Origin of the sequence: Gracilibacillus phocaeensis, assembly GCF_900626275.1 — a bacterium.
Lineage (GTDB): Bacteria > Bacillota > Bacilli > Bacillales > Amphibacillaceae > Gracilibacillus > Gracilibacillus timonensis.
Genome location: NZ_LR131145.1, coordinates 540,019 through 561,164, shown reverse-complemented (window position 1 = coordinate 561,164; position 21,146 = coordinate 540,019). Strand labels below are relative to the sequence as shown.

Below are 21,146 nucleotides of genomic sequence, written 5' to 3'. Positions count from 1 at the left end.
ATTAGTAATGAAAATAAACACCATGGGATTAGGGTATATCGGACTACCGACATCTATTATGTTTGCCAAGCATGACGTAGAGGTTGTGGGTGTAGATGTGAAGAAAGAGGTCATTGATTCACTAAATGCAGGACAAATTCATATTGAAGAACCAGGGTTGCAGGAAGCTTTGGAAGAAGTGGTTGAGAAGGGAACATTTAGGGCTTCTTTAACTCCAGAAAAGGCGGATGCCTTTATCGTGTCTGTACCAACTCCAAATAATGATGATGAACATAAATCAATGGATCCAGCTTATGTATTAAGTGCTGTAAATACCATTTTGCCATATATCGAAAAAGGTAATGTTGTTATTGTAGAATCTACCATTGCTCCAAGAACAACGGAAGATTTGGTGAAGCCATTAATAGAAGAGGCAGGATTTACTATTGGACAGGATATATTCTTAGTGCACTGTCCGGAACGAGTATTGCCGGGGCAAATCATGCATGAACTAATCTATAATAACCGTATTGTAGGCGGTGTAACACCTGAATGTACAGAAGAAGGTGCAAAGGTGTATGGTGCATTTGTTCAAGGCGAAATTATTAAAACCAATGCGAAAACCGCAGAAATGTCCAAATTAATGGAGAATACATTTAGAGATGTAAACATTGCACTGGCTAACGAACTAACAAAAGTATGTACAGAGTTGGATATTAACGCCTTAGATGTAATCGATATGGCAAATAAGCATCCAAGGGTAAATCTGCATACACCAGGGCCTGGAGTGGGTGGACATTGTTTAGCTGTGGATCCATATTTCATTATTTCAAAAGCTCCAGAAACAGCTAAATTGATTGAGTTATCCAGAACAATTAATACGTCCATGCCGGAATATGTAGTGGACCACGTTAATAAGCTAATGCAACAAGTAGATGGTAAAACATTAACTGTATTCGGTTTGGCTTATAAAGGAAATGTAGACGATATTCGTGAAAGCCCTGCGATGGATATATTCGAAATGCTTAGAGCACAAGGGAATTTTAATGTAAAAGCTTTTGATCCTCATGTTGATAATGAGATGGTAGAAAAAGATATGGAAAGAGCGGTTGTGGAATCTGATTTAGTGGTTATTCTAACTGATCACCAAGAATTTAAAGTATTAGACAGTGATGTACTTCAGTTAATGAAAACAAAAAGGGTTCTTGATACTAAAAATATTGTGACAAATACCAATGACAGTTTTGAGTATATTAACTTTGGCAATTTATATCAGTTTATTAATAAAGAGAAAGTTTTCGGATGAGATCGATTGTAACTATTTTGCGAGATCTGGTATTACACTTACCATTAATCTTCCGGCTTGCTGTATATGAGGTAAAAAGCAAGTATCAAATGCACTATTTGGGGATCTTCTGGCAGTTTTTAAGTCCTGCTATTCAAGTATTCGTCTATTGGTTTGTATTTGGTGTAGGATTACGGAGTGGTGCACCAGTTGGCGATACGCCTTTCTTACTCTATTTATTAATGGGATTGATACCATGGATGTTTATCAGTCCTACGATTACTCAAGGATCTAATAGTATTTATCAAAAAGTGAATTTGGTATCAAAAATGAAATTCCCAGTAAGTATATTGCCGTCGATAACGATCGTCAGTAATTCGTTTAATTTTTTAATCATGATGATCTTACTTTTTATTGTTTCTTTATTCTATCGAATTGATTTCAGTATTTCGATTATTCAATTACCTTATTATTTATTTTGTATGTATGCGTTGCTGTTTTCTATCACGATACTGTTTGCGACCATTTCTGCATTAGTACGTGACTTTCAATTGATACTTCAGTCTAGCATCCGGTTGTTTTTCTTTTTAACACCAATATTCTGGAGTGTTGATAACTTTTCCGAACAATATCGTTCATTCATTAATTTGAATCCTTTTGCCTATATTGTGACAGGGATAAGAAACTCTTTTTTATCAGGAGAATGGTTTTATGAAGATTGGCGACTAATGTTTTATTTTTGGTCATTAACCTTATTCATCTTGTTTATAGGTTGTGTCGTTCATAGTAATTTTAAGAACAAGTTTGTCGATTATTTGTAATAATGGAGGCTTTGCATGGACAAGCCAGTAGTTAAGTTTACTAATGTAACAAAGACGTATAGTATGTTTAAGAAAAAATCGGATAAATTATTAGAATTATTTTCGCTAAAACAAGGAGAAAAAAACTTTGCCGCTTTATCCGATGTTTCATTTGAAGTATACAAGGGTGAAACAATTGGAATTATTGGCATTAATGGATCGGGAAAATCGACTCTTTCCAGTCTGCTTGCGCAAGTTACCCCACCAACTTCAGGGGATGTAACCATTGAAGGAGAAACATCCTTAGTTGCGATTTCAGCGGGGTTAAATAACCATCTCTCTGGTAGAGAAAATATCGAATTAAAATGTATGATGCACGGTCTGGTAAAAGAAGAAATTAAAGAAATAACTCCTGATATTATTGAATTCGCAGATATAGGTGAGTTTATCGATCAACCCATTAAGAGCTATTCCAGCGGGATGAAATCGAGATTGGGTTTTGCCATTTCAGCGCATATCCAACCTGATATACTAGTAATTGATGAGGCATTGTCAGTAGGGGATTCGACATTTTATAAAAAATGTTTAGATAAATTTGATGAGTATAAAGAACAGGGGAAGACTATCTTTTTTATAAGTCATTCCCTTTCCCAAGTTAAAACAATCTCTGATCGGATTTTGTGGCTGAATTTCGGACGAATTAAAATGTTTGGAGATGAAGACGAGGTTTCAAAAGAATATAATAATTTTATAAAATGGTTTAATAATCTGAATAAGAACGAACAAAAGCAATATCGAAAAGAAATGCTTACGTCGCAGAAGGATGTAGATCATTCAAATGATTTTCCAACAAGAACAAGAACCAGAGCTACATCAAGGCAGCAAGAGAAGAATAAGAATCGCCCAATTTTCACCCAATTTGGTCTTTTATGTACCATGCTTGTTGTTAGTATAGTACTTCTTTTTGTAGATAGTCCAATTGCAGCGATAAACAACACACCAGAAGAATCTCAAGAAGTAGCAGGTGATGACGAAAATGATCATTCGCCCTTTGAATCGAATGAATCTACGACGATCGAAATCAATGAAAATGGCTTGGTAACCGAGAGAGAGATACCAATATATCAAGAACCAGAATTAGAAAATACAGAGATCGAACTCTCTTTTGCTACAGAAGTGTTGGTTGAAGAAGAGTTGAATGGTTCGATTTATAAAATCAGCATAGATGGTGAAGTGGAAGGGTACACCGAGTCAGATTATGTAGAAATAGGAGCAAAAGAAGAGATATCAGCTTCGTCATTCACAATAGAAGATTTTCTTCCGGTTCTGCCAGAAAGAATTAGTGAATCCTATGCTTTCTTCTTTGTATTTTTGAATTCAGATATCGAAAATGTTAGAAGCAAATTGCAAGGATTAACCGATGAATACACAGATCCACTTGGTAATACGGTGCTTGAGTATGAGAATGGTACGTATTCGTATCACTTTAATGAGGAGAATATCGCTGAGGCTATTGAGATGACTGAATTAGATTTAGATGAGTCATTTAGAACAAATATATTGGCAGAAGCTGCATTGGTTTCAGGTCAAGAGAATATGGCTTATTTGGTTGGAGATATGTATAATATAGTGGTGGATTTTGAAGGTTCACAGGTTGTGTTTAAGTTGAGGGGATGAGGATTAATAAAACCTGGACTATTCATGATTTTAAGCAGGGGATATTAGTAGTCCAGGTTATTTATATTGTAATAAAATATAATTTCGATTATCTTATTTAAGAAGTTTTAAATTGTTCTTTATTACTTTAACAGTCTCTCTTGTGTTAAGGAGACTTTGTCCTTTCTCGTGATTCATATACATTAACGTTCTAAGACGCCTATTTCCTATATAGTTCGGTTTTATTTTACTTAGTTCATCAATAAATGGTGTAAAATGGGCAACCATATCATGTTCAGAAGCCATATTTTGTATGTACATGATAGCAGGTACATAATTATTTTTTTCAAAATAATTAGTAACAACAGATCTTTCTGGATCAAGTGAATCTCCTCTTAAACAATTTAGAAGGTTTCTTACACTGCTCACATAATAATTACCTATTATTGTTTGTGGATTATTAACTACCACCAAACCTTTTAATTTTGATCCAAGCATTAAACTTTGAAATCCGCCAGCTGATGATCCGAAATATAAAACGTGCTTAGGATGCACATTAATTCTTTTATATAGTATCTCTAATATATCTGCGATTTCTTCAATATAATGCTTTTTATTTGTTCCATACCCCCAGCCAATAGTTAATTCTTCACTCAAGTATAGAGTTGGATCATTATAGTATATACACGTTTCATCAAAGTAATCACACCATGAGAGTCTATTAAATATTGGAGGAGCAACTTTTTCGGGATTATATGCTCCTGAACCAAAGACAACCGCTTTTTTACTATTTTCTCTTATGTGCAACAAAAACTCATAGGTGATATTATCTTTGACAACATTTAAGGCAATTTTTTTATTTTTCTCAAATGTAATTGTTTTTAAGGCGTTAAAGTCAGCAGTTATGTTTTCATAATCCTTTAGTATTAAGTTTTTCTGGGGGGTATTTGTTATATTCAATACCGCTTTTTGTAATATATTAGGAAAAAATTTTGCTAATTCATTATGAGTATCATAAGTTCCTAAATCAGTAGTAATGTTTTTTAACTGTAATGATTTAACTTTATCTAAGAAAGGGAGAACATGTTTTTTATAATGAGGTTCGCCCTCTCCAACATGAATAAAGACATTTGGATCACAATTACTCTGTTCAATTAAATCTAAAAGTATGTTGTCTAGCCTCTTTATTTTTTTATCCGTTACTTTACCAACAAGGTATTCAAGTATTTTAGGCATAAATGAATTTTCATCAAGATTATCTGCATTTTTCCCATGCGATAAATATGTCCCCAACTTAATTTGGGGACCGCCAACAATAGCATGTCCATATTGTCCTCTATAAGAAAAGTACAGAGCTGCGAATCCACCTTTGCTTGAACCAATACAAATAACATTTTCTCGGGCGATGCCAAATTTATTACGAATGTATTCGATTAATTCGTATGTAGCATCTGCAATAATCGTCGTCTCTTCTGGTCCTAAATAGTAAGAAGAATTTGTATCATCAGTCCCATAATCATCTTTAATATAAAGTTGTACTGCTCTAGCTGATTTTAAAGACCTCACATAGTTATAACTAGGAGTTTTACTTATACCTTGGAAACCAACGATTAAAAAATCACTTTGCTGCTCTGGATATAAAATATATTTAATTCCTTTATCCGTTATTTTTTCAAATCTTAATGCTTTGAAACTAGTTTTGTCGACCCAGTTATCGTTTTCTATTATTTGATATTTGTAGATGTACTTCAAATGCTCATCTAAAGTAGATTCATCAATGGAGTATGTATCGCCTTGTTCAATTTCTTTTTCTAAAAATACTTTTTTGTATTTTTCATCATAGATAATTAACTTTGCTCTTTCTTGAATATCTACTTTTTTAGGGTCTAATTTAATTTTTTGTCTTTGCATATACTCGCCTCCATTAAGATATTACTAATAAAATATTACTACTTCTTGTTAGCATCATACAAATAGTTTACAATATAAATTAAGTTAGGGGGAGAATATTTTGATATTTAAAAATAAAAGTAGTAAAAAATCTATAGAACAAGCGAAACAAATTGTTAATGATCAACTAATTGTTCATCCATTATGGGAAGCTGTGTCGACTAAACATGAGATTGATTGGAATCAAGATCCCTTTAATAATCGAACTTGGTGTTATTATTTACACAGTTTATCTCCTGTTAACTATTTAATGAATGCGTATGAATATGAAAAACAAACGATATATATAGACAAAGCAAAAGAGATTATTAATAGTTGGGAAGAAAATAATTCCATTAACTCCCAATTTGTGAGTGAATATGCTTGGAAAGATCATAGTACTGCAAATCGAGTTGTTGCAATAATCTATTTTTGGTCTAATTATATCCATACAAATCTATACGAGAAGAAATTTGAGAAACGGTTGATGTCATTATTAGAGAGACATGGAGAATTTCTTTATGATAATGATAATTATAATTTTAGAAATAATCATGGTGTATACCAAGATCGTGCCCTAATTGAATTAGCAACAATTTTTCCAGAATTACATAATAGTAAGTTATGGTATGAAAGAGCGATAGATAGACTTATGAATTATGTTGAAAAATTTGTATCTAATGAAGGAGTACATAAAGAACATAGTGCCGCGTACCATATTCTAATGTTGAGATTACTAGGAGAAATTGATGAATTTCTTTCATATTATAATAGGGGAGTGCCTGAGTTACATAAGATTATACATAAAATGGAAGAATATCTTGCTTATGTTGTAAAACCAAATGGGATTATCCCAATGACAGGAGACTCAGGCCCTGATTCTATCTTTTCTATTAAAGGTTTTAATTTTAATAATCCTAAATTACTTTATGTTAGATCAAATGGTTCTAAAGGTGAAAAAACAGAAAATGAAATTGTGTATAGAGAAGATGGAGTTGCAATTTTCAGAAATGAATGGGGGAAAAACATTCCATTATATATCAATTTCACAGCAGCTTTTCATTCCTTAGCTCATAAACATGCTGATGATTTATCTGTTTTACTTACTATAGGTAAGACTGATTTTTTTGTTGATTCAGGTAAATATAATTATCAAGAAAAAGATGAGTTTCGTAAGTATTTTAGAAGTACGCTTGCGCATAATGTTGTTACTATGAATAGAAAATCATATGAGCTTAAACCTAGTCAAGCAGGAAAATCAAGAATCACTAAATATGGTATAAAAAATGAATATAGCTTTGTTGTAGGAACTCATGAATTATATCCTGGAGTGAAAATGAAAAGAACACTAATTCATTTGAAAAACTTTTCTTCAGTCCTGGTTCATGATGAATTAGAATCACCAAAAATGCACACGTATAGCCAAATATTTAACATCGGCAAGGACGTTGAAGTGACCCCAGTTACTAAGAAGAAAATATTACTGAAGAGCACCATTGAAAATAATCAAATAGAGTTGTTACAGGTTAACCATGTAACAGAATTTAAAAACTATAAAGGTGAAACGGATCCAATTGCAGGATGGCAGTCAACTGCTTTTAATGAGAAACATGCTATTACTCAGTTACAATTTTCAAATAAAGGCGATAATATAGAGTATAAGTCAATAATTAATTTGGATACCAGTTCTAATAATGGTGTTAAGAATTATACTCTCAAAAGAGCACAAAATGATGAATATACTATTATATGTAAAGATAATAGTCGCTTTTCTTTTAAGCTCAAAGATAATTAATATGTAAAAATGGTATGGGTTATTTCCTTTTTCTATTACCACTACAAAGTTCAGAAGGATTGAAGGAGAATTTTCAAATTAAAAAAATGGAGATAATCTGTGTTCATTTCAGTATGGTAAAATATTTGCTGAATAATGACTGAAAAAATCAAATTCATAAAATTATCGATTGTTTCTTTAAATTGAAAGTACTATAATAGATCTATCATCCTAATTAAAATAGGTGATAGATCTATTATTTTTTAACAAGATAGGAGGGAATGGATGATAAAAAAACGTAATTTATTTTACTTGTCTGTACTATCATTCTTATTGCTAATAGTTTCACAAATTGTTACACCTCTGGAATCAAATGCAGAAGTACTACAAAAAGTAGAAGAGAACAGCGTTACAGAGTTACATAGTAACAAGGAAGGATCAGCAGAAGAGATCGAGTCCGGGGAACCTGCAAAGAAGGATGAATCGGTTCAAGGTGAATCAGAATCTGAAGAATCAATAGAGGAAGAAAAAACCACTCAAGGTGACTCCAAATCTGAGGAATCATTAAAAGGAGAGGAACTTACTCAAGAAGAATCCGAATCCGAGGAACCTGCAAAGAAGGATGAATCGGTTCAAGGTGAATCAGAATCTGAAGAATCAATAGAGGAAGAAAAAACCACTCAAGGTGACTCCAAATCTGAGGAATCATTAAAAGGAGAGGAACTTACTCAAGAAGAATCCGAATCCGAGGAATCTGCAAAGAAGGATGAATCGGCTCAAGGTGAATCAGAATCTGAAGAATCAATAGAGGAAGAAAAAACCACTCAAGGTGACTCCAAATCTGAGGAATCATTAAAAGGAGAGGAATCTACTCAAGAAGAATCCGAGGAATCTGCAAAGAAGGATGAATCGGCTCAAGATGAACCAGAATCTGAAGAATCAACAGAGAAAGAAAAAACCACTCAAGGTGACTCCAAATCTGAGGAATCATTAAAAGGAGAGGAATCTACTCAAGAAGAATCCGAGGAATCTGCAAAGAAAGATGAATCGACTCAAGATGAAGCAGAATCTGAAGAATCAACAGAGAAAGAAGAATCTACTCAGTACGAAGAGCGTTGTGAAAAATCAACAGCGGAAGAGGAATCTACTCTAGATCAAATAGACTCTGATCAATCATTAGAGAAGGAAGAATCAATTGAAGAGGAAACAGATTGTGGGAATTCATCGGAAGAAGAATCCGTTTACGAGGAAACAGAGTCTGAGGAATCAACTATTCAAGAAGAAGAGCAACGTGCTGTTCAAGCATTTCAAGAAACTCAGTCTTTAACTAGTTCTTCACCCAAACATTTTAAAGCAAAAACCAATATAGCAGTATATGACAATCGCGGTGATGGACCTCTAAAACCAGTAGGAAAACTTAAGAAAGATCAAGTATACTCCATCGTCAGAGATTATGGTAACTGGTGGCGGGTGCAATTTGGCGATATTTATGGTTATGTAAGAAAATCTGATACAACCTTAGGAAATAAATCAGAAGTTAAAAATTGGAATAAATCCCATTCGAATACAGAGCATAAATATAAAGCGAATCAAAATGTAACGATATACGATAACACATCAGGTAGTCTTGTTTCTTTTGGGGAGCTAGATGAAAATACGATTTTTCCTATAGCTAGTGATTATGGTGATTGGTGGCGTGTTATTTATTTAGATCGCGTTGGTTATATTCACAAAAGTGAAGGCGATATTAAATATGCAACATTCGGAGATTATTTTAAGGCAGAAAAGAATCTAGCAATTTATGATAACCGTGGTAATGGCCCTTTAAAGAAAATAGGCGAAGTGAAACAGGGTCAAACATACAAAAGAGTTAGCGACTATGGTAACTGGCATCGCATTCAATTCGGAGATATTTATGGTTATATAAGAAAATTTGATACTTCTACAAGCAATGGGAAGTCTATCAAAAATGAAAACAAAAACTATCAGTCTACTGATCGAGAAATGAAAGCACAGAAAAAAACAACAGTATACGACAATTCATCAGGAAATCTGGTGCCATTTGCAAGTATTGAAAAAGACGCAACAATCTCAATGGCCACCGACTACGGCAACTGGTGGCGTATAGTATTGGCTGATCGCGTAGGTTATGTTAATAAAGACGATATGCAAGCAGAGTTCAAAAACGGAGATGACCATTTCCGAGTACACCAGAATAACCTGCCAGTCTATGATAATCGGGGTTCAGGAGCCCTAGAGAAAGTAGGGTCTTTACAAAAAGGACAAGCCTATTCGATAGTAAGTGATTATGGTAACTGGTGGAGAGTGCAATTCGGTGATTTTTACGGATACGTTAGGAAATCGGGAACAGGTTATGCAACAGCGAGTGAAATACCGAATCCAAACAAGTCTTATAGAAACACTGATCAGAAATTAGTTCCTACAAAGAATGTAGCAGTATATGATAATACTTCTGGTAGTTTAGTTTCGATGGGGAACATAGATGAAGGAGTTACTTATTCCATTGCATCTGATTATGGAAATTGGTGGCGTGTTATCTATTTAGATCGTGTAGGTTATGTAAATAAGGCGGATGTGGATATTTCCGGAGTTGTTAATACACTTTACAATTTAACCTTAGACGAAGCATTAAATATGCAAATGAACGCTTCCCCACAAACTGATCAGGCCTATGCCTACGTTTCTAAGACATATATTGAGAATAATCGTGTAACTGCAAGTGCCTTAAACGTGCGCGGTGGTCCATCTGCTGCAAACAAAATGGTTGGTCAGTTACAAAATGGTGCACGGGTTAATATACTAGGAGAAACAAATGGCTGGTATCAAATCGAGTTTAATCACAGAACATGGGTTAATGCGGTCGAGGAAGATGTACGATACTACTTAGATCCAAACAATTTTATTAATGATTCGAGACAAAGATTTCAATTCTTGGATCTTTCTAAATCAAGTAATGCTGCTACCACCGCATTAAACCAATATCTTTCTGGAAAAGGAACACTTTCTGGACAAGGAAAGGCATTTATTGACGCGGGTAAAAAACATGGAGTGAACGACGTTTATTTAATGTCGCATGCTATTCTAGAAACCGGTCATGGCACGTCGACTTTAGCTGACGGTGTTATGTATAATGGTGTAAAAGTGTATAATATGTTTGGTGTAGGAGCCTATGATGAATGTCCAGTCGAATGTGGAGCTAAATTCGCCTATGAGCAAGGATGGACAACACCATATGATGCCATTGTAGGTGGAGCAACATTTATCGGTAATAATTATGTAAAACCTGGACAAAACACATTGTATAAAATGCGTTGGAACCCAGAAGGTATGGATGATTATGGTTATGCAACTCACCAATATGCAACTGATATTGGCTGGGCATCAAAACAAGTATCGACCATGTATAATCTTTATCAATCTTTAAACTTGCTTCATTTACAGTTAGACATACCAAACTTTAAGAGATAAGAGATAAGAGATAAGAGATAAGAGATAAGAGATAAGAGGCCTATTCTATCTAAAATGGGTCTCTTTTTCTGTACAATAGACAGTGTTTGTTTTCAATTTCACAAATAAAGTGCTTTTAGATATTTAATATTACGTAAAAGATTGCTATAATCATATAAAGACATTCTTGAGCACGAAAGAATAAGAATATCAAATTTGGAGTGATAGACTTGGCAAAACGGATTAAAGTAATGACCATTTTTGGAACAAGACCAGAAGCGATAAAGATGGCACCACTTGTCTTAGAATTAAATAAACGTACAGAAGAGTTTGAATCGATTGTTACAGTAACAGCCCAACATAGAGAAATGCTGGATCAGGTTATGAACATATTTGGAGTAACACCAGATTATGATTTAAACATTATGAAAAAACAGCAATCCCTTACGCAAATTACAACACGTGTTCTAGAAGGTTTGGACGAGGTGATGAAAGAAACACAGCCGGATATTGTTTTAGTCCACGGTGATACGACAACAACCTTCGCTGCATCCATTGCTGCTTATTACAATCAGATTGCAGTGGGTCATGTCGAAGCAGGATTGCGTACTTGGGATAAATACTCACCATTCCCTGAGGAAATGAACCGCCAGCTTACGGGTACCATAGCGGATTTGCATTTTACGCCAACTGAAAAATCCAAGCAAAACTTATTGAATGAGAACAAACCTGATGAACGTATTTTTGTTACAGGGAACACAGCGATCGATGCATTGAAAACAACGGTTGATGATACTTATTCTAGTGCGATACTTGACGAAATTGGTAATAAAAGACTTGTTTTGATGACAGCACATCGAAGGGAGAACTTAGGTAACAATATGCAGCAAATGTTCCGCGCCATTAAACGTTTAGTGGAAAAGCATGATGATATTCACGTTATATATCCAGTGCATTTAAATCCTGTTGTACAGGAAACGGCTAATGAAATCTTAGGAAATGATGATCGTATTCAGTTAATCGAGCCATTGGGGGTAGTTGATTTTCATAATTTCGCCTCTCGCGCTCACTTAATATTAACGGACTCAGGTGGTGTTCAAGAAGAAGCCCCATCTTTAGGAGTTCCAGTATTGGTACTAAGAAATACCACAGAACGACCTGAAGGAATTGATGCGGGTACATTGAAGTTAGCTGGAACAGATGAGGAAAATATTTTTAACATGGCTGATGAAATATTAAGCGACCAGCATAAACACGAACAAATGGCAAAAGCCTCGAATCCTTATGGCGATGGGGAAGCTTCTAGTAGAATAGCAAACGCCATTGTCCATTTTTTTAATAATAAATAATAAATTCCAAATTATTCTGTAGATATTACCCGAAATTAACAAATATAAACGTAATTCCCGTAAAAAATTCTAAAATCTACAAAATTGGCTAACAATTCGAAAAATAGTGTGTTATAATATTTGGCATGGTATGGACAATTCCCATATCATGCTATTTTTTATGATTACAAATATGCGGAGGTAACTATAGAATGGAAGAAACGATATCACTGAAAGAGATCTTCGAGGTTATCAAAAAGCGATTTCTATTAATTCTATTATTAGTCGTTGGTGCTGCTGCGATTAGCGCCATTATTAGTATCTTTATCTTAACACCAACCTATGAATCTAGCACACAATTTATTGTCAGCCAAGAAACGAATGAAGAAAACAACAACATTGAATTAAATGATATTCGATCCAATGTGGAGATTATCAATACATACAATGATGTTATTACGAGTAATCGTATTCTAAACCAAGTAATTGAGGAAATGAATCTAACCATCTCACCAGGAGCATTGGCAGAGAAATTATCAGTTTCTAGCTCTGAAAATTCACAAGTGGTTACCTTAACGGTCACCGACTATGATCCGCAAGTTGCTACCGATATTGCCAATTCAACGGTGAATATCTTCCAAGAAGAATTGCCAGGCCTAATGAATGTGAATAATGTCAATGTCTTGACAGAGGCCGAAGTGGGCGAGAACCCATCGCCTGTAAGTCCGAATGTCATGTTGAATATCGCTATTGCCATCGTGCTTGGTGGTATGATAGGTGTAGGGTTAGCCTTCTTACTAGAATATTTAGATAATACCGTTAAGACGGAACAAGATGTGGAAAACAAGCTTGGTTTACCGATCCTTGGTGCTGTATCTCATATAGAAGAAAAAGATGTATTGATGGGCCAAGCGGCCAACCAGAACAGACAGCAGAAGGGAGGAGCATCTCATGCGCAGAGGAAAAAAACAGCTCAATAATAAGAATGTACGGCATTTGATTACGAAACTGAACCCGCGTTCTCCGATTTCGGAACAGTTCAAGACGATTCGAACCAATTTGCAGTTCTCGTCGGTGGATACCGAATTGAAAAGCATGTTAGTCACTTCCTCCGGTCCGTCTGAGGGGAAATCGTCAACCACTGCCAACTTGGCGATTGTGTTTGCCCAACAAGGAAAGAAAGTGCTGCTGGTCGACGCCGATATGCGTAAGCCTACTTTACATTACACTTTCCGTGCTGATAACCGCCGTGGGTTAAGTAGCGTGTTAGTGGCGGAAACGAGTTTAAAGGATGCCGTTACCAGCAGTGACGTGGGTGGTTTAGATTTATTAACGTGTGGTCCAATTCCTCCTAATCCGTCTGAGTTATTAGGATCCAAGGCAATGGAAACAATGATTGCCAATGCTCAGCTGGAATATGACATTGTCCTATTCGACACCCCGCCAGTATTAGCCGTGACCGATGCGCAAATCCTTGCCAATATGTGTGATGGTGCGATTATGGTGGTGCGCAGTAAACAAACCGAGTACGACGCTGCACAAAAGGCAAAGGAATTATTAGAAGTGGGTAACGCTAAGTTATTAGGTGTAGTCTTGAATGATCGCGAACAGAAAAAGGGACATTATTATTATTATGGTACGTAGTCAGTCGAAAAAAAGTCTTTTGGTGATAAGTAATTGGAGCTAAAAGGCTTTTTTCTGCATGTAGGCTAAATCACACAGGAAATATAGACGAATTGGTTACTGAAGACACAGGTGGTTGTACACCTATGACCTATTGTTGTCAACACTTTGCCTTGTTATAATTAGTTTTAATAGACGGTCTAAAAGCAGCAAGATAAACAGAACAGTCTATATAGAAAGGAAGGTGTCGCAGTATGATTGATATTCATTGTCACATTCTACCAGGTATCGATGATGGAGCTAAGCATATGGCTGATAGCATAAGCATGGCCCAGAGTGCGGTGGCGCAAGGTATTAATACCATTATTGCTACACCACATCATATGAATGGTGCCTATAATAATTATAAAACCGATATTATCGCAGGGGTACAGCAGTTAAATGATACCTTACAAGCAGAAAATATTCCCCTCACCATTCTTCCCGGGCAAGAGACGCGTATTTATGGAGACATGGTAACCGACTTAGAAAATGGTGACCTTCTGCCTTTGAATGAAACAAGTGGTTATTTATTCGTGGAGCTTCCATCCGGCCAGGTACCGCGTTATACCGAGCAACTACTATTTGATTTACAAATGAAGGATATTAAGCCGATTATTGTACATCCCGAGCGTAACCGCGAATTAATCGAAAATCCGAATATTTTGTATGATTTAGTCAGTAATGGCACCTTGACACAGGTGACGGCTGCAAGCGTAAATGGAAACTTCGGTAAAAAAATTAAGAAATTCAGCCTTCAGCTTATTGAGGCAAATCTTACCCATTTTATTGCTTCTGATGCCCATAATATTACATCAAGAGGTTTTGTGATGCAGGAAGCTTACAGTGTAATTAAGCATAAATATGGCGCCTCCGCCGTATATTGGTTTATGGAGAATGCCCAGTATATGATGGATGGAGATCTTGTGATCGGCGAACCGCCTGAACGAATCAGAACAAAGAAGAAATTCGGTATCTTCTAGTTATAAAGAACTACGTCTGTTGATACAATATATTGTTGGATTGGAAATGTAAATAAAACATGTAGCAAATAACCCTTTTTTAATAAAAAGGGATTTGCGCATGTGGTATATATTTGGAATAAAAACATCATGTGAAGATTGGAGTTTTACGATGAAACGAGTAAGGAAGGCCATCATACCTGCTGCTGGATTGGGAACGAGGTTTTTACCCGTAACCAAGGCGATGCCAAAGGAAATGCTTCCGATTGTCGATAAGCCGACTATTCAATATATCGTCGAAGAAGCCATCGATTCAGGTATTGAGGACATTATTATTGTTACTGGTAAAGGGAAACGAGCAATAGAGGATCATTTCGATCACAATTTTGAATTAGAAGACAATCTAATGAAAAAAGGTAAATTTGAGCTGTTAGAGAAGACGAAGCAATCGTCAAAGGTAACCCTTCATTACATACGTCAGAAAGAACCACTCGGATTAGGTCACGCTGTTTGGTGTGCCCGCAAATTTATTGGAGAAGAGCCGTTCGCTGTTCTTTTGGGAGACGACATTGTCCAAGCGGAAAAACCGTGTCTCAAGCAATTAATCGATCATTATGAAGAGACAGGTGGTTCCGTAATTGGTGTTCAACAGGTTCCTTACGACCAAACCCATCGTTACGGTATTGTCGATCCAGATGAGCAGAATGGTAACAGCTATTCTGTGAAGCAATTTGTTGAAAAACCAGAAGCTGGTACAGCGCCATCTAACTTAGCTATTATGGGTCGTTATGTCTTATCACCAAAGATATTTCCTTATTTAGAGGACCAAGAGTTAGGCGCTGGTGGTGAAATTCAATTAACGGATGCGATTCAACGTTTAAATGAAACACAAAGCGTATTTGCTTATGACTTTGAAGGCAAACGATACGATGTTGGCGAGAAAATTGGCTTTATACAGACAACGATTGAATTCGCCTTAGAAAATGAAGAAATCGGCCCAGACGTGCAAGCGATTATCACAAAACTGGCAGAAGACTTGAAACAAAGACAACAATAAGAGAGGGATGGCCCAGATGGGATATAAACAACGAATAGGCTTGCTAGTATTACTAGATTCAGTGATCGTGAGTACAGCCATCTTTATCGCTACTTGGATCGTCTATCCCAATTATGATAGTGATTCGGTGATGATCATCACAGCGATTGCCCTGCTCCTGTTTCATCATCTCTTTGCCTTTATTTATAGGCTGTATCACAAAGTATGGTCCTATGCAAGCATTGGGGAACTGATGGCGATTGTCAAGGCGATTACACTGACGATTATTGCTACCGCCGTCGTGCAATTCTTTGTTAATGACTTTTCCTTATTACGGCGTGCGTTACTAGTGACTTGGCTTTTACATATTATTTTAATCGGCGGATCTCGCTTTGTCTGGCGAATTTATCGTGATCAATATATGCATGATAACCAAGAGAAAAAACGCACTTTAATCGTAGGTGCAGGAGCGGCAGGTGCCATGATTGCCCGCCAACTAAAAAATGAACACAGCCAGACGGATTTACTTCCTGTAGCTTTCGCCGATGATGATATGGCTAAACATAAAATGCAGTTATATGATTTACCTGTAGCCGGAAATATTAAACATATACCCGAATTGGTCAAGGATATGGAAATTGAACATATTGTAATAGCGATTCCGTCCTTATCCAACAGCGAACTATCTGAAATCGTTGCGATCTGCAATAGCACCAATGTCAAAGTACAGATGGTGCCAAAGATTGAGGATATTGTCTCCGGAAAAATATCCGTGAGTAACTTGAAAAATGTAGATGTAGAGGACGTGCTAGGACGTGATCCAGTTGAATTAGACATCAACTCTATTTCTGAGTATGTCACTGGCAACGCCGTTATGGTAACTGGAGCAGGTGGATCAATAGGTTCGGAAATTTGCCGTCAGTTAATGAGATTTACGCCGTCTAAGATTCTCTTAGTTGGACATGGGGAATTTAGCATTTATTCGATTGATATGGAATTACGAAAGATTGTGGATTCAGAAACAGAAATTATCCCGATTATCGCCGATGTGCAGGATCGAGAACGAATATTTGAAATTGTTCAGCAGCACCAGCCAAGAATTATCTATCATGCAGCAGCTCATAAACATGTACCATTGATGGAATATAACCCACATGAAGCAGTGAAGAACAACGTTATTGGCACCCGTAACGTAGCTGAAGCAGCCGATGCATATGGCATTCATACCTTTGTCTTAGTTTCTACTGATAAGGCTGTGAACCCTACGAACGTTATGGGAGCAACCAAACGAATTGCTGAGATGGTGATTCAAGATTTGGCAAAACAAAGCAAAACAAAATTTGTAGCTGTACGCTTTGGCAATGTGCTAGGAAGCCGTGGGAGTGTGATTCCATTATTTCGAAAACAAATTGAAGATGGTGGTCCAGTCACGGTTACTCATCCGGATATGACCAGATATTTTATGACGATTCCGGAGGCTTCCCGATTGGTTATTCAAGCTGGAACGCTAGCAAGAGGCGGCGAAATCTTTGTCTTGGACATGGGAGAACCCGTGAGAATTGTCGATTTAGCAAGAAACCTAATCAAACTATCCGGTTTCACTGAAGAAGAAATCCCGATTGAATTTTCCGGTATCCGACCTGGGGAAAAGATGTATGAAGAATTGCTTGGGGAGGATGAGGTACACCCGGAAGCTATTTTTGAGAAGATTTATATTGGGAAGACGGTGGATGTGGATCGATTAGCTTTCGTAGATTTAATTGATCATTTCCATGATTACGATGTCGATGAACTAAAGAGCAATGTGATGGAGATTGTCTTTAAAGAACGTAGAATGGACAGACAGCCATCCTAGATTACTTCAACAAGAGGTGGTAAGACAAAATGATCTATATAAAATGTAAAAGAGTGATAGACTTCTTCTTATCGTTGATAGGTTTGATTGTCTTATCACCTATTATATTAATCTTAATTATTGCGATTAAAGTAGATTCTAAAGGCCCTATTTTATTTAAACAAAAGCGAGTAGGTATTGATAAAAAACATTTTCATATATTGAAGTTCCGAACCATGCGTATTGATACACCCAAGGATACACCAACCCATCTGCTGGATAACCCCGCTGCGTATATTACTAGAGTAGGTAAATTTTTAAGAAAAACCAGCTTGGATGAATTGCCGCAGATTTTTAATATTCTGGCAGGCCAAATGGCAATTATCGGTCCTCGCCCAGCCTTATGGAATCAATATGATTTAATTGAAGAAAGAGATAAATACGGGGCAAATGATATTTTACCAGGACTAACTGGTTGGGCTCAGATTAATGGCAGAGATGAGCTACCAATTGATGTGAAGGCAAATCTGGATGGTGAATATGTAGATCGTCTAGGTCCTGCTATGGATATAAAGTGTTTCTTTGGCACATTAGTCAGTGTCGTTAAAAGTGATGGGGTTGTGGAAGGTAAGTCCTCACAAAGTAATAGTGGACAGAATGATAAGGAGTACATGTCAAAATGAAGCGAGTATTAATCACTGGTCAGAATAGTTATGTTGGCAATTCTTTTGCAGAATGGGTGAAAGATGACGAAAACTTTGATATAACGAAGATTAGTTTGCGTGATGACTCGTGGGAAGGCATGGATTTTTCTCAGTTTGATGTGGTGTTACATGTGGCAGGGATAGCACATGTTTCTACAGATACTAAACAAGAGGAATTATATTATCGTGTGAATAGAGATTTAACAATTGGAGTTGCTGAGAAGGCTAAACAAGATGGTATAAGCCAGTTTGTCTTTATGAGTAGTATTATTGTGTATGGTGATAAAATTGAGGGTGGGGTAATAACAAGAGGTACAGTTCCTAACCCGGCTAATTTTTATGGAAAAAGTAAACTAGAAGCAGAAAAAGGAATTTTGCCACTTCAAAACGATCCATTCAATATAGCAATTGTTCGGCCGCCTATGATTTATGGGAAGAATTCGAAAGGGAATTATCCGAAGCTTGCGAAGTTAGCTAAGATATCTCCTGTTTTTCCTGATATAGAGAATAAAAGAAGTATGTTGCATATAGATAATTTATCCGAATTTATTAAGCTTTTAATTAATAATGATGATAGAGGGTTATTCTTTCCGCAAAATGAAGAATATGTAAAGACCAGTGAAATGGTAAGACTGATTGGTGAAGTACACGGGAAGAGAATTAGATTAACTAAAGCTGGTAACCTTCCCCTCAATTACTTGGTTAATAAAGTAAATATTATAAATAAAGTATTTGGGGATTTATTTTATAGTAAGAACTTAAGTAATTATAAAAGCAAATATCAATTAAAAAGCTTAAAAGAGTCAATTATTTCTACTGAAAGTTCTTGAATTCCCTTTTATATAATAACAAAAAGTGCACACTTATGTTTTTTGGAGGATCTTATGACATTAAAAAAAATTGTTAATAATTCTTTGATTAAAGGAATAATGAATTTTATTTTTAAGTTTTTATCAGATAAGCAAATAATAAAAATTCAATATATTGCTACTTTAAAAAGAAAGCCCAATCTAAAAGAACCAAAAAGATTTACAGAAAAAATTCAGTGGTATAAATTAAACTATAGAAATAGTCTGATGACTATTTGCGCTGACAAACATCTAGTTAAAGATTATATGAAAAGAAAAGGCTATGAAAATATTCTAGTTAAATCATACCAAGTTTGTGACTCTTTTAACGAAATAGATTTCGATAAATTACCAGATAGCTTTGTTGTTAAATCAAATAAAGGTTCTGGAACTAATATGTTTGTCAAGGACAAACATAAAGTGAATAAACAAATCTTGAAAAAAGAAGTGGAAAAATGGAACAACGTAAATACGGTATTAATGGGAAGAGAGTGGGCATATAAAAATATTAAGCCTAAAATAGTTGTAGAAGAGCTATTAGTGGATAACACAAATAAAACAGGGGAACTCAATGATTATAAATTCATGTGTTTTAATGGGAAAGTTAAAGTGGTTTGGTGTGATGTAGATAGATATTCAGGACATAGGCGTAATTTCTATGATTCAAATTGGGAACTGTTGGAGGTTCGGGCGGATTGTCCGAATATGGATATGAAAATACCAAAGCCAAAAGAATTTAAATATATGAAAGAAGTAGCTGAAGCGATTGCTGCTGATTTTCCATTTGTAAGAGTGGATTTTTATGAAATCGAAGGTAAGGTGTATTTTGGAGAAATAACTTTCTACCCATGGAGTGGTTGCATGCAGTTTACTCCAGATGGTTTTGATTATGACTTAGGTGGAATGCTAATTCTTCCAGACACAGTGAATAATTAAAATTAATCTACAGTGTTTGTTTGACTTTATAGTAACGCAGCAACTAAATTTTAACATAGAAAAGGTAATAAACTCATGAGGAGAATTAGCAATGTCCCAAAACATAACAGTATTAATGAGTGTATATAATGATGAGAAATACCTAGCTGAGAGTATAGAAAGTGTTTTAAATCAAACTTTCGAAGACTTTGAATTTTTAATTATTGATGATGCCTCTACGGATAATACCAGTAAAATAATAGCAGATTATGAAAAACGAGATAGTCGTATCAGAGTAATATCAAACAAAGAAAATAAAGGATTAAGCTATAATTTAGCAGAAGGTATAAATATTGCTAAAACTGAATTGATTGCACGAATGGACGCAGACGATATATCAAAAGTTAATCGGTTAGAGAAACAGTATAATTATATAAAAGAAAATACAGACACTGATATTGTTGGGTCTTTTGTAACTGATATAAATGAAGATGGACAAGAATTAGAATTAAGAAAGGTTCCCGTTACACATGAGGAAATAGCAAAACTTATCTGGACTTGTCCATTTATACACCCAACAGTCTTGTTTAAAAAAGAAGCAATACAAAAAGCAGGATCATACGATAGAAAATTAAGGCGACGTCAAGATTATGATTTATGGTTTCGATGCCAAGAAATAGGTTTGAGATTTGCTAATCTTTCCGAATCACTGTTACTTTATAGAGTTACTGATGAATATTTCAAAAAAAATAATATTAAAGTTCAATTTCAACAGGCGAAAATGGGTTTTAAAGGTGCTAAAAAAATTAACGCCTCCTTGATCGCATATATAGGAATTATTATTGCTTTTTTAAAAGGCATATTGCCATATAGGATTCGAAAGCCAATAAATAATTTATTAAAAAATGTTGACCCTAGAAGAAGTTAACTACAATTTATATTTTTAATAGCTATACGTAATTCTAT

Annotated in this window: 16 protein-coding genes; 15 read left to right on the top strand and 1 reads right to left on the bottom strand. The window is 35.5% G+C overall.

What is annotated here, in order from left to right:
• Positions 1-7 precede the first annotated feature (7 nt).
• The 3 genes from E0E32_RS18745 (at position 8) to E0E32_RS18735 (ending at position 3,741) form a co-directional block, all read left to right on the top strand.
• The gene (locus E0E32_RS18745) at positions 8-1,285 is read left to right on the top strand and encodes a nucleotide sugar dehydrogenase (RefSeq protein WP_130860476.1); all 1,278 of its coding nucleotides are present in this window, start codon (positions 8-10) and stop codon (positions 1,283-1,285) included.
• Complete coding sequence (locus tag E0E32_RS18740) at positions 1,282-2,085, top strand: ABC transporter permease (protein ID WP_130860475.1); 804 nt, start codon at positions 1,282-1,284, stop codon at positions 2,083-2,085. Before E0E32_RS18745 ends, E0E32_RS18740 begins: the two co-directional genes overlap by 4 nt.
• A 63-nt stretch (positions 2,086-2,148) precedes the next feature.
• Complete coding sequence (locus tag E0E32_RS18735; protein WP_286171999.1) at positions 2,149-3,741, top strand: ABC transporter ATP-binding protein; 1,593 nt, start codon at positions 2,149-2,151, stop codon at positions 3,739-3,741.
• Between the two features lie 93 nt (positions 3,742-3,834).
• Here the strand turns inward: E0E32_RS18735 and E0E32_RS18730 are convergent, their stop codons facing one another.
• On the bottom strand, positions 3,835-5,631 hold the full coding sequence (locus E0E32_RS18730) for a hypothetical protein (RefSeq protein ID WP_130860473.1): 1,797 nt from the start codon (positions 5,629-5,631) through the stop codon (positions 3,835-3,837).
• A 100-nt stretch (positions 5,632-5,731) separates the two neighbouring features.
• Here E0E32_RS18730 and E0E32_RS18725 point away from each other — a divergent pair, with 100 nt between their 5' ends.
• The 12 genes from E0E32_RS18725 to E0E32_RS18670 all read left to right on the top strand — a co-directional run bounded on the left by E0E32_RS18725 (position 5,732) and on the right by E0E32_RS18670 (position 21,108).
• Positions 5,732-7,444, top strand: a complete 1,713-nt coding sequence (locus E0E32_RS18725) for a heparinase II/III domain-containing protein (protein WP_130860472.1) — start codon at positions 5,732-5,734, stop codon at positions 7,442-7,444.
• Between the two features lie 264 nt (positions 7,445-7,708).
• Positions 7,709-10,912 carry an SH3 domain-containing protein gene (locus E0E32_RS22715; protein ID WP_286171998.1) on the top strand — a complete coding sequence of 1,068 codons (3,204 nt, stop codon included), beginning with the start codon at positions 7,709-7,711 and terminating at the stop codon, positions 10,910-10,912.
• 209 nt (positions 10,913-11,121) lie between these two features.
• Positions 11,122-12,240, top strand: a complete 1,119-nt coding sequence (gene wecB, locus E0E32_RS18715; RefSeq protein WP_130860471.1) for a non-hydrolyzing UDP-N-acetylglucosamine 2-epimerase — start codon at positions 11,122-11,124, stop codon at positions 12,238-12,240.
• A gap of 191 nt (positions 12,241-12,431) precedes the next feature.
• A complete protein-coding gene (locus tag E0E32_RS18710; protein WP_130860470.1) occupies positions 12,432-13,199 on the top strand; it encodes a YveK family protein in 768 nt (255 codons plus the stop codon).
• A complete protein-coding gene (locus E0E32_RS18705; protein ID WP_130860469.1) occupies positions 13,171-13,863 on the top strand; it encodes a CpsD/CapB family tyrosine-protein kinase in 693 nt (230 codons plus the stop codon). Before E0E32_RS18710 ends, E0E32_RS18705 begins: the two co-directional genes overlap by 29 nt.
• A 233-nt stretch (positions 13,864-14,096) precedes the next feature.
• Positions 14,097-14,864, top strand: a complete 768-nt coding sequence (locus tag E0E32_RS18700; protein WP_130860468.1) for a tyrosine-protein phosphatase — start codon at positions 14,097-14,099, stop codon at positions 14,862-14,864.
• A gap of 151 nt (positions 14,865-15,015) precedes the next feature.
• Positions 15,016-15,900, top strand: coding sequence for a UTP--glucose-1-phosphate uridylyltransferase GalU (gene galU, locus E0E32_RS18695; protein WP_130860467.1), 885 nt, complete (start codon positions 15,016-15,018; stop codon positions 15,898-15,900).
• Between the two features lie 16 nt (positions 15,901-15,916).
• Positions 15,917-17,734, top strand: coding sequence for a polysaccharide biosynthesis protein (locus tag E0E32_RS18690; RefSeq protein ID WP_130860466.1), 1,818 nt, complete (start codon positions 15,917-15,919; stop codon positions 17,732-17,734).
• 29 nt (positions 17,735-17,763) lie between these two features.
• Positions 17,764-18,396, top strand: coding sequence for a sugar transferase (locus E0E32_RS18685; protein WP_130860465.1), 633 nt, complete (start codon positions 17,764-17,766; stop codon positions 18,394-18,396).
• Complete coding sequence (locus E0E32_RS18680) at positions 18,393-19,247, top strand: NAD-dependent epimerase/dehydratase family protein (RefSeq protein WP_130860464.1); 855 nt, start codon at positions 18,393-18,395, stop codon at positions 19,245-19,247. Before E0E32_RS18685 ends, E0E32_RS18680 begins: the two co-directional genes overlap by 4 nt.
• A 54-nt stretch (positions 19,248-19,301) precedes the next feature.
• Positions 19,302-20,201 (top strand): ATP-grasp fold amidoligase family protein, encoded by a 900-nt coding sequence (locus E0E32_RS18675; RefSeq protein WP_130860463.1) that lies wholly within the window; start codon positions 19,302-19,304, stop codon positions 20,199-20,201.
• 91 nt (positions 20,202-20,292) lie between these two features.
• Positions 20,293-21,108 carry a glycosyltransferase gene (locus tag E0E32_RS18670; protein WP_130860462.1) on the top strand — a complete coding sequence of 272 codons (816 nt, stop codon included), beginning with the start codon at positions 20,293-20,295 and terminating at the stop codon, positions 21,106-21,108.
• Positions 21,109-21,146 lie beyond the last annotated feature (38 nt).

What these genes read in the sequence shown, in the direction of transcription:
- E0E32_RS18745 (WP_130860476.1), top strand. Translation starts at nt 8, where the DNA reads ATGAAAATAAACACCATGGGATTAGGGTATATCGGACTACCGACATCT.
- E0E32_RS18740 (WP_130860475.1), top strand. Translation starts at nt 1,282, where the DNA reads ATGAGATCGATTGTAACTATTTTGCGAGATCTGGTATTACACTTACCA.
- E0E32_RS18735 (WP_286171999.1), top strand. Translation starts at nt 2,149, where the DNA reads ATGTTTAAGAAAAAATCGGATAAATTATTAGAATTATTTTCGCTAAAA.
- E0E32_RS18730 (WP_130860473.1), bottom strand. Translation starts at nt 5,631, where the DNA reads ATGCAAAGACAAAAAATTAAATTAGACCCTAAAAAAGTAGATATTCAA.
- E0E32_RS22715 (WP_286171998.1), top strand. Translation starts at nt 7,709, where the DNA reads ATGATAAAAAAACGTAATTTATTTTACTTGTCTGTACTATCATTCTTA.
- E0E32_RS18710 (WP_130860470.1), top strand. Translation starts at nt 12,432, where the DNA reads ATGGAAGAAACGATATCACTGAAAGAGATCTTCGAGGTTATCAAAAAG.
- E0E32_RS18705 (WP_130860469.1), top strand. Translation starts at nt 13,171, where the DNA reads ATGCGCAGAGGAAAAAAACAGCTCAATAATAAGAATGTACGGCATTTG.
- E0E32_RS18700 (WP_130860468.1), top strand. Translation starts at nt 14,097, where the DNA reads ATGATTGATATTCATTGTCACATTCTACCAGGTATCGATGATGGAGCT.
- galU (WP_130860467.1), top strand. Translation starts at nt 15,016, where the DNA reads ATGAAACGAGTAAGGAAGGCCATCATACCTGCTGCTGGATTGGGAACG.
- E0E32_RS18690 (WP_130860466.1), top strand. Translation starts at nt 15,917, where the DNA reads ATGGGATATAAACAACGAATAGGCTTGCTAGTATTACTAGATTCAGTG.
- E0E32_RS18685 (WP_130860465.1), top strand. Translation starts at nt 17,764, where the DNA reads ATGATCTATATAAAATGTAAAAGAGTGATAGACTTCTTCTTATCGTTG.
- E0E32_RS18680 (WP_130860464.1), top strand. Translation starts at nt 18,393, where the DNA reads ATGAAGCGAGTATTAATCACTGGTCAGAATAGTTATGTTGGCAATTCT.
- E0E32_RS18675 (WP_130860463.1), top strand. Translation starts at nt 19,302, where the DNA reads ATGACATTAAAAAAAATTGTTAATAATTCTTTGATTAAAGGAATAATG.
- E0E32_RS18670 (WP_130860462.1), top strand. Translation starts at nt 20,293, where the DNA reads ATGTCCCAAAACATAACAGTATTAATGAGTGTATATAATGATGAGAAA.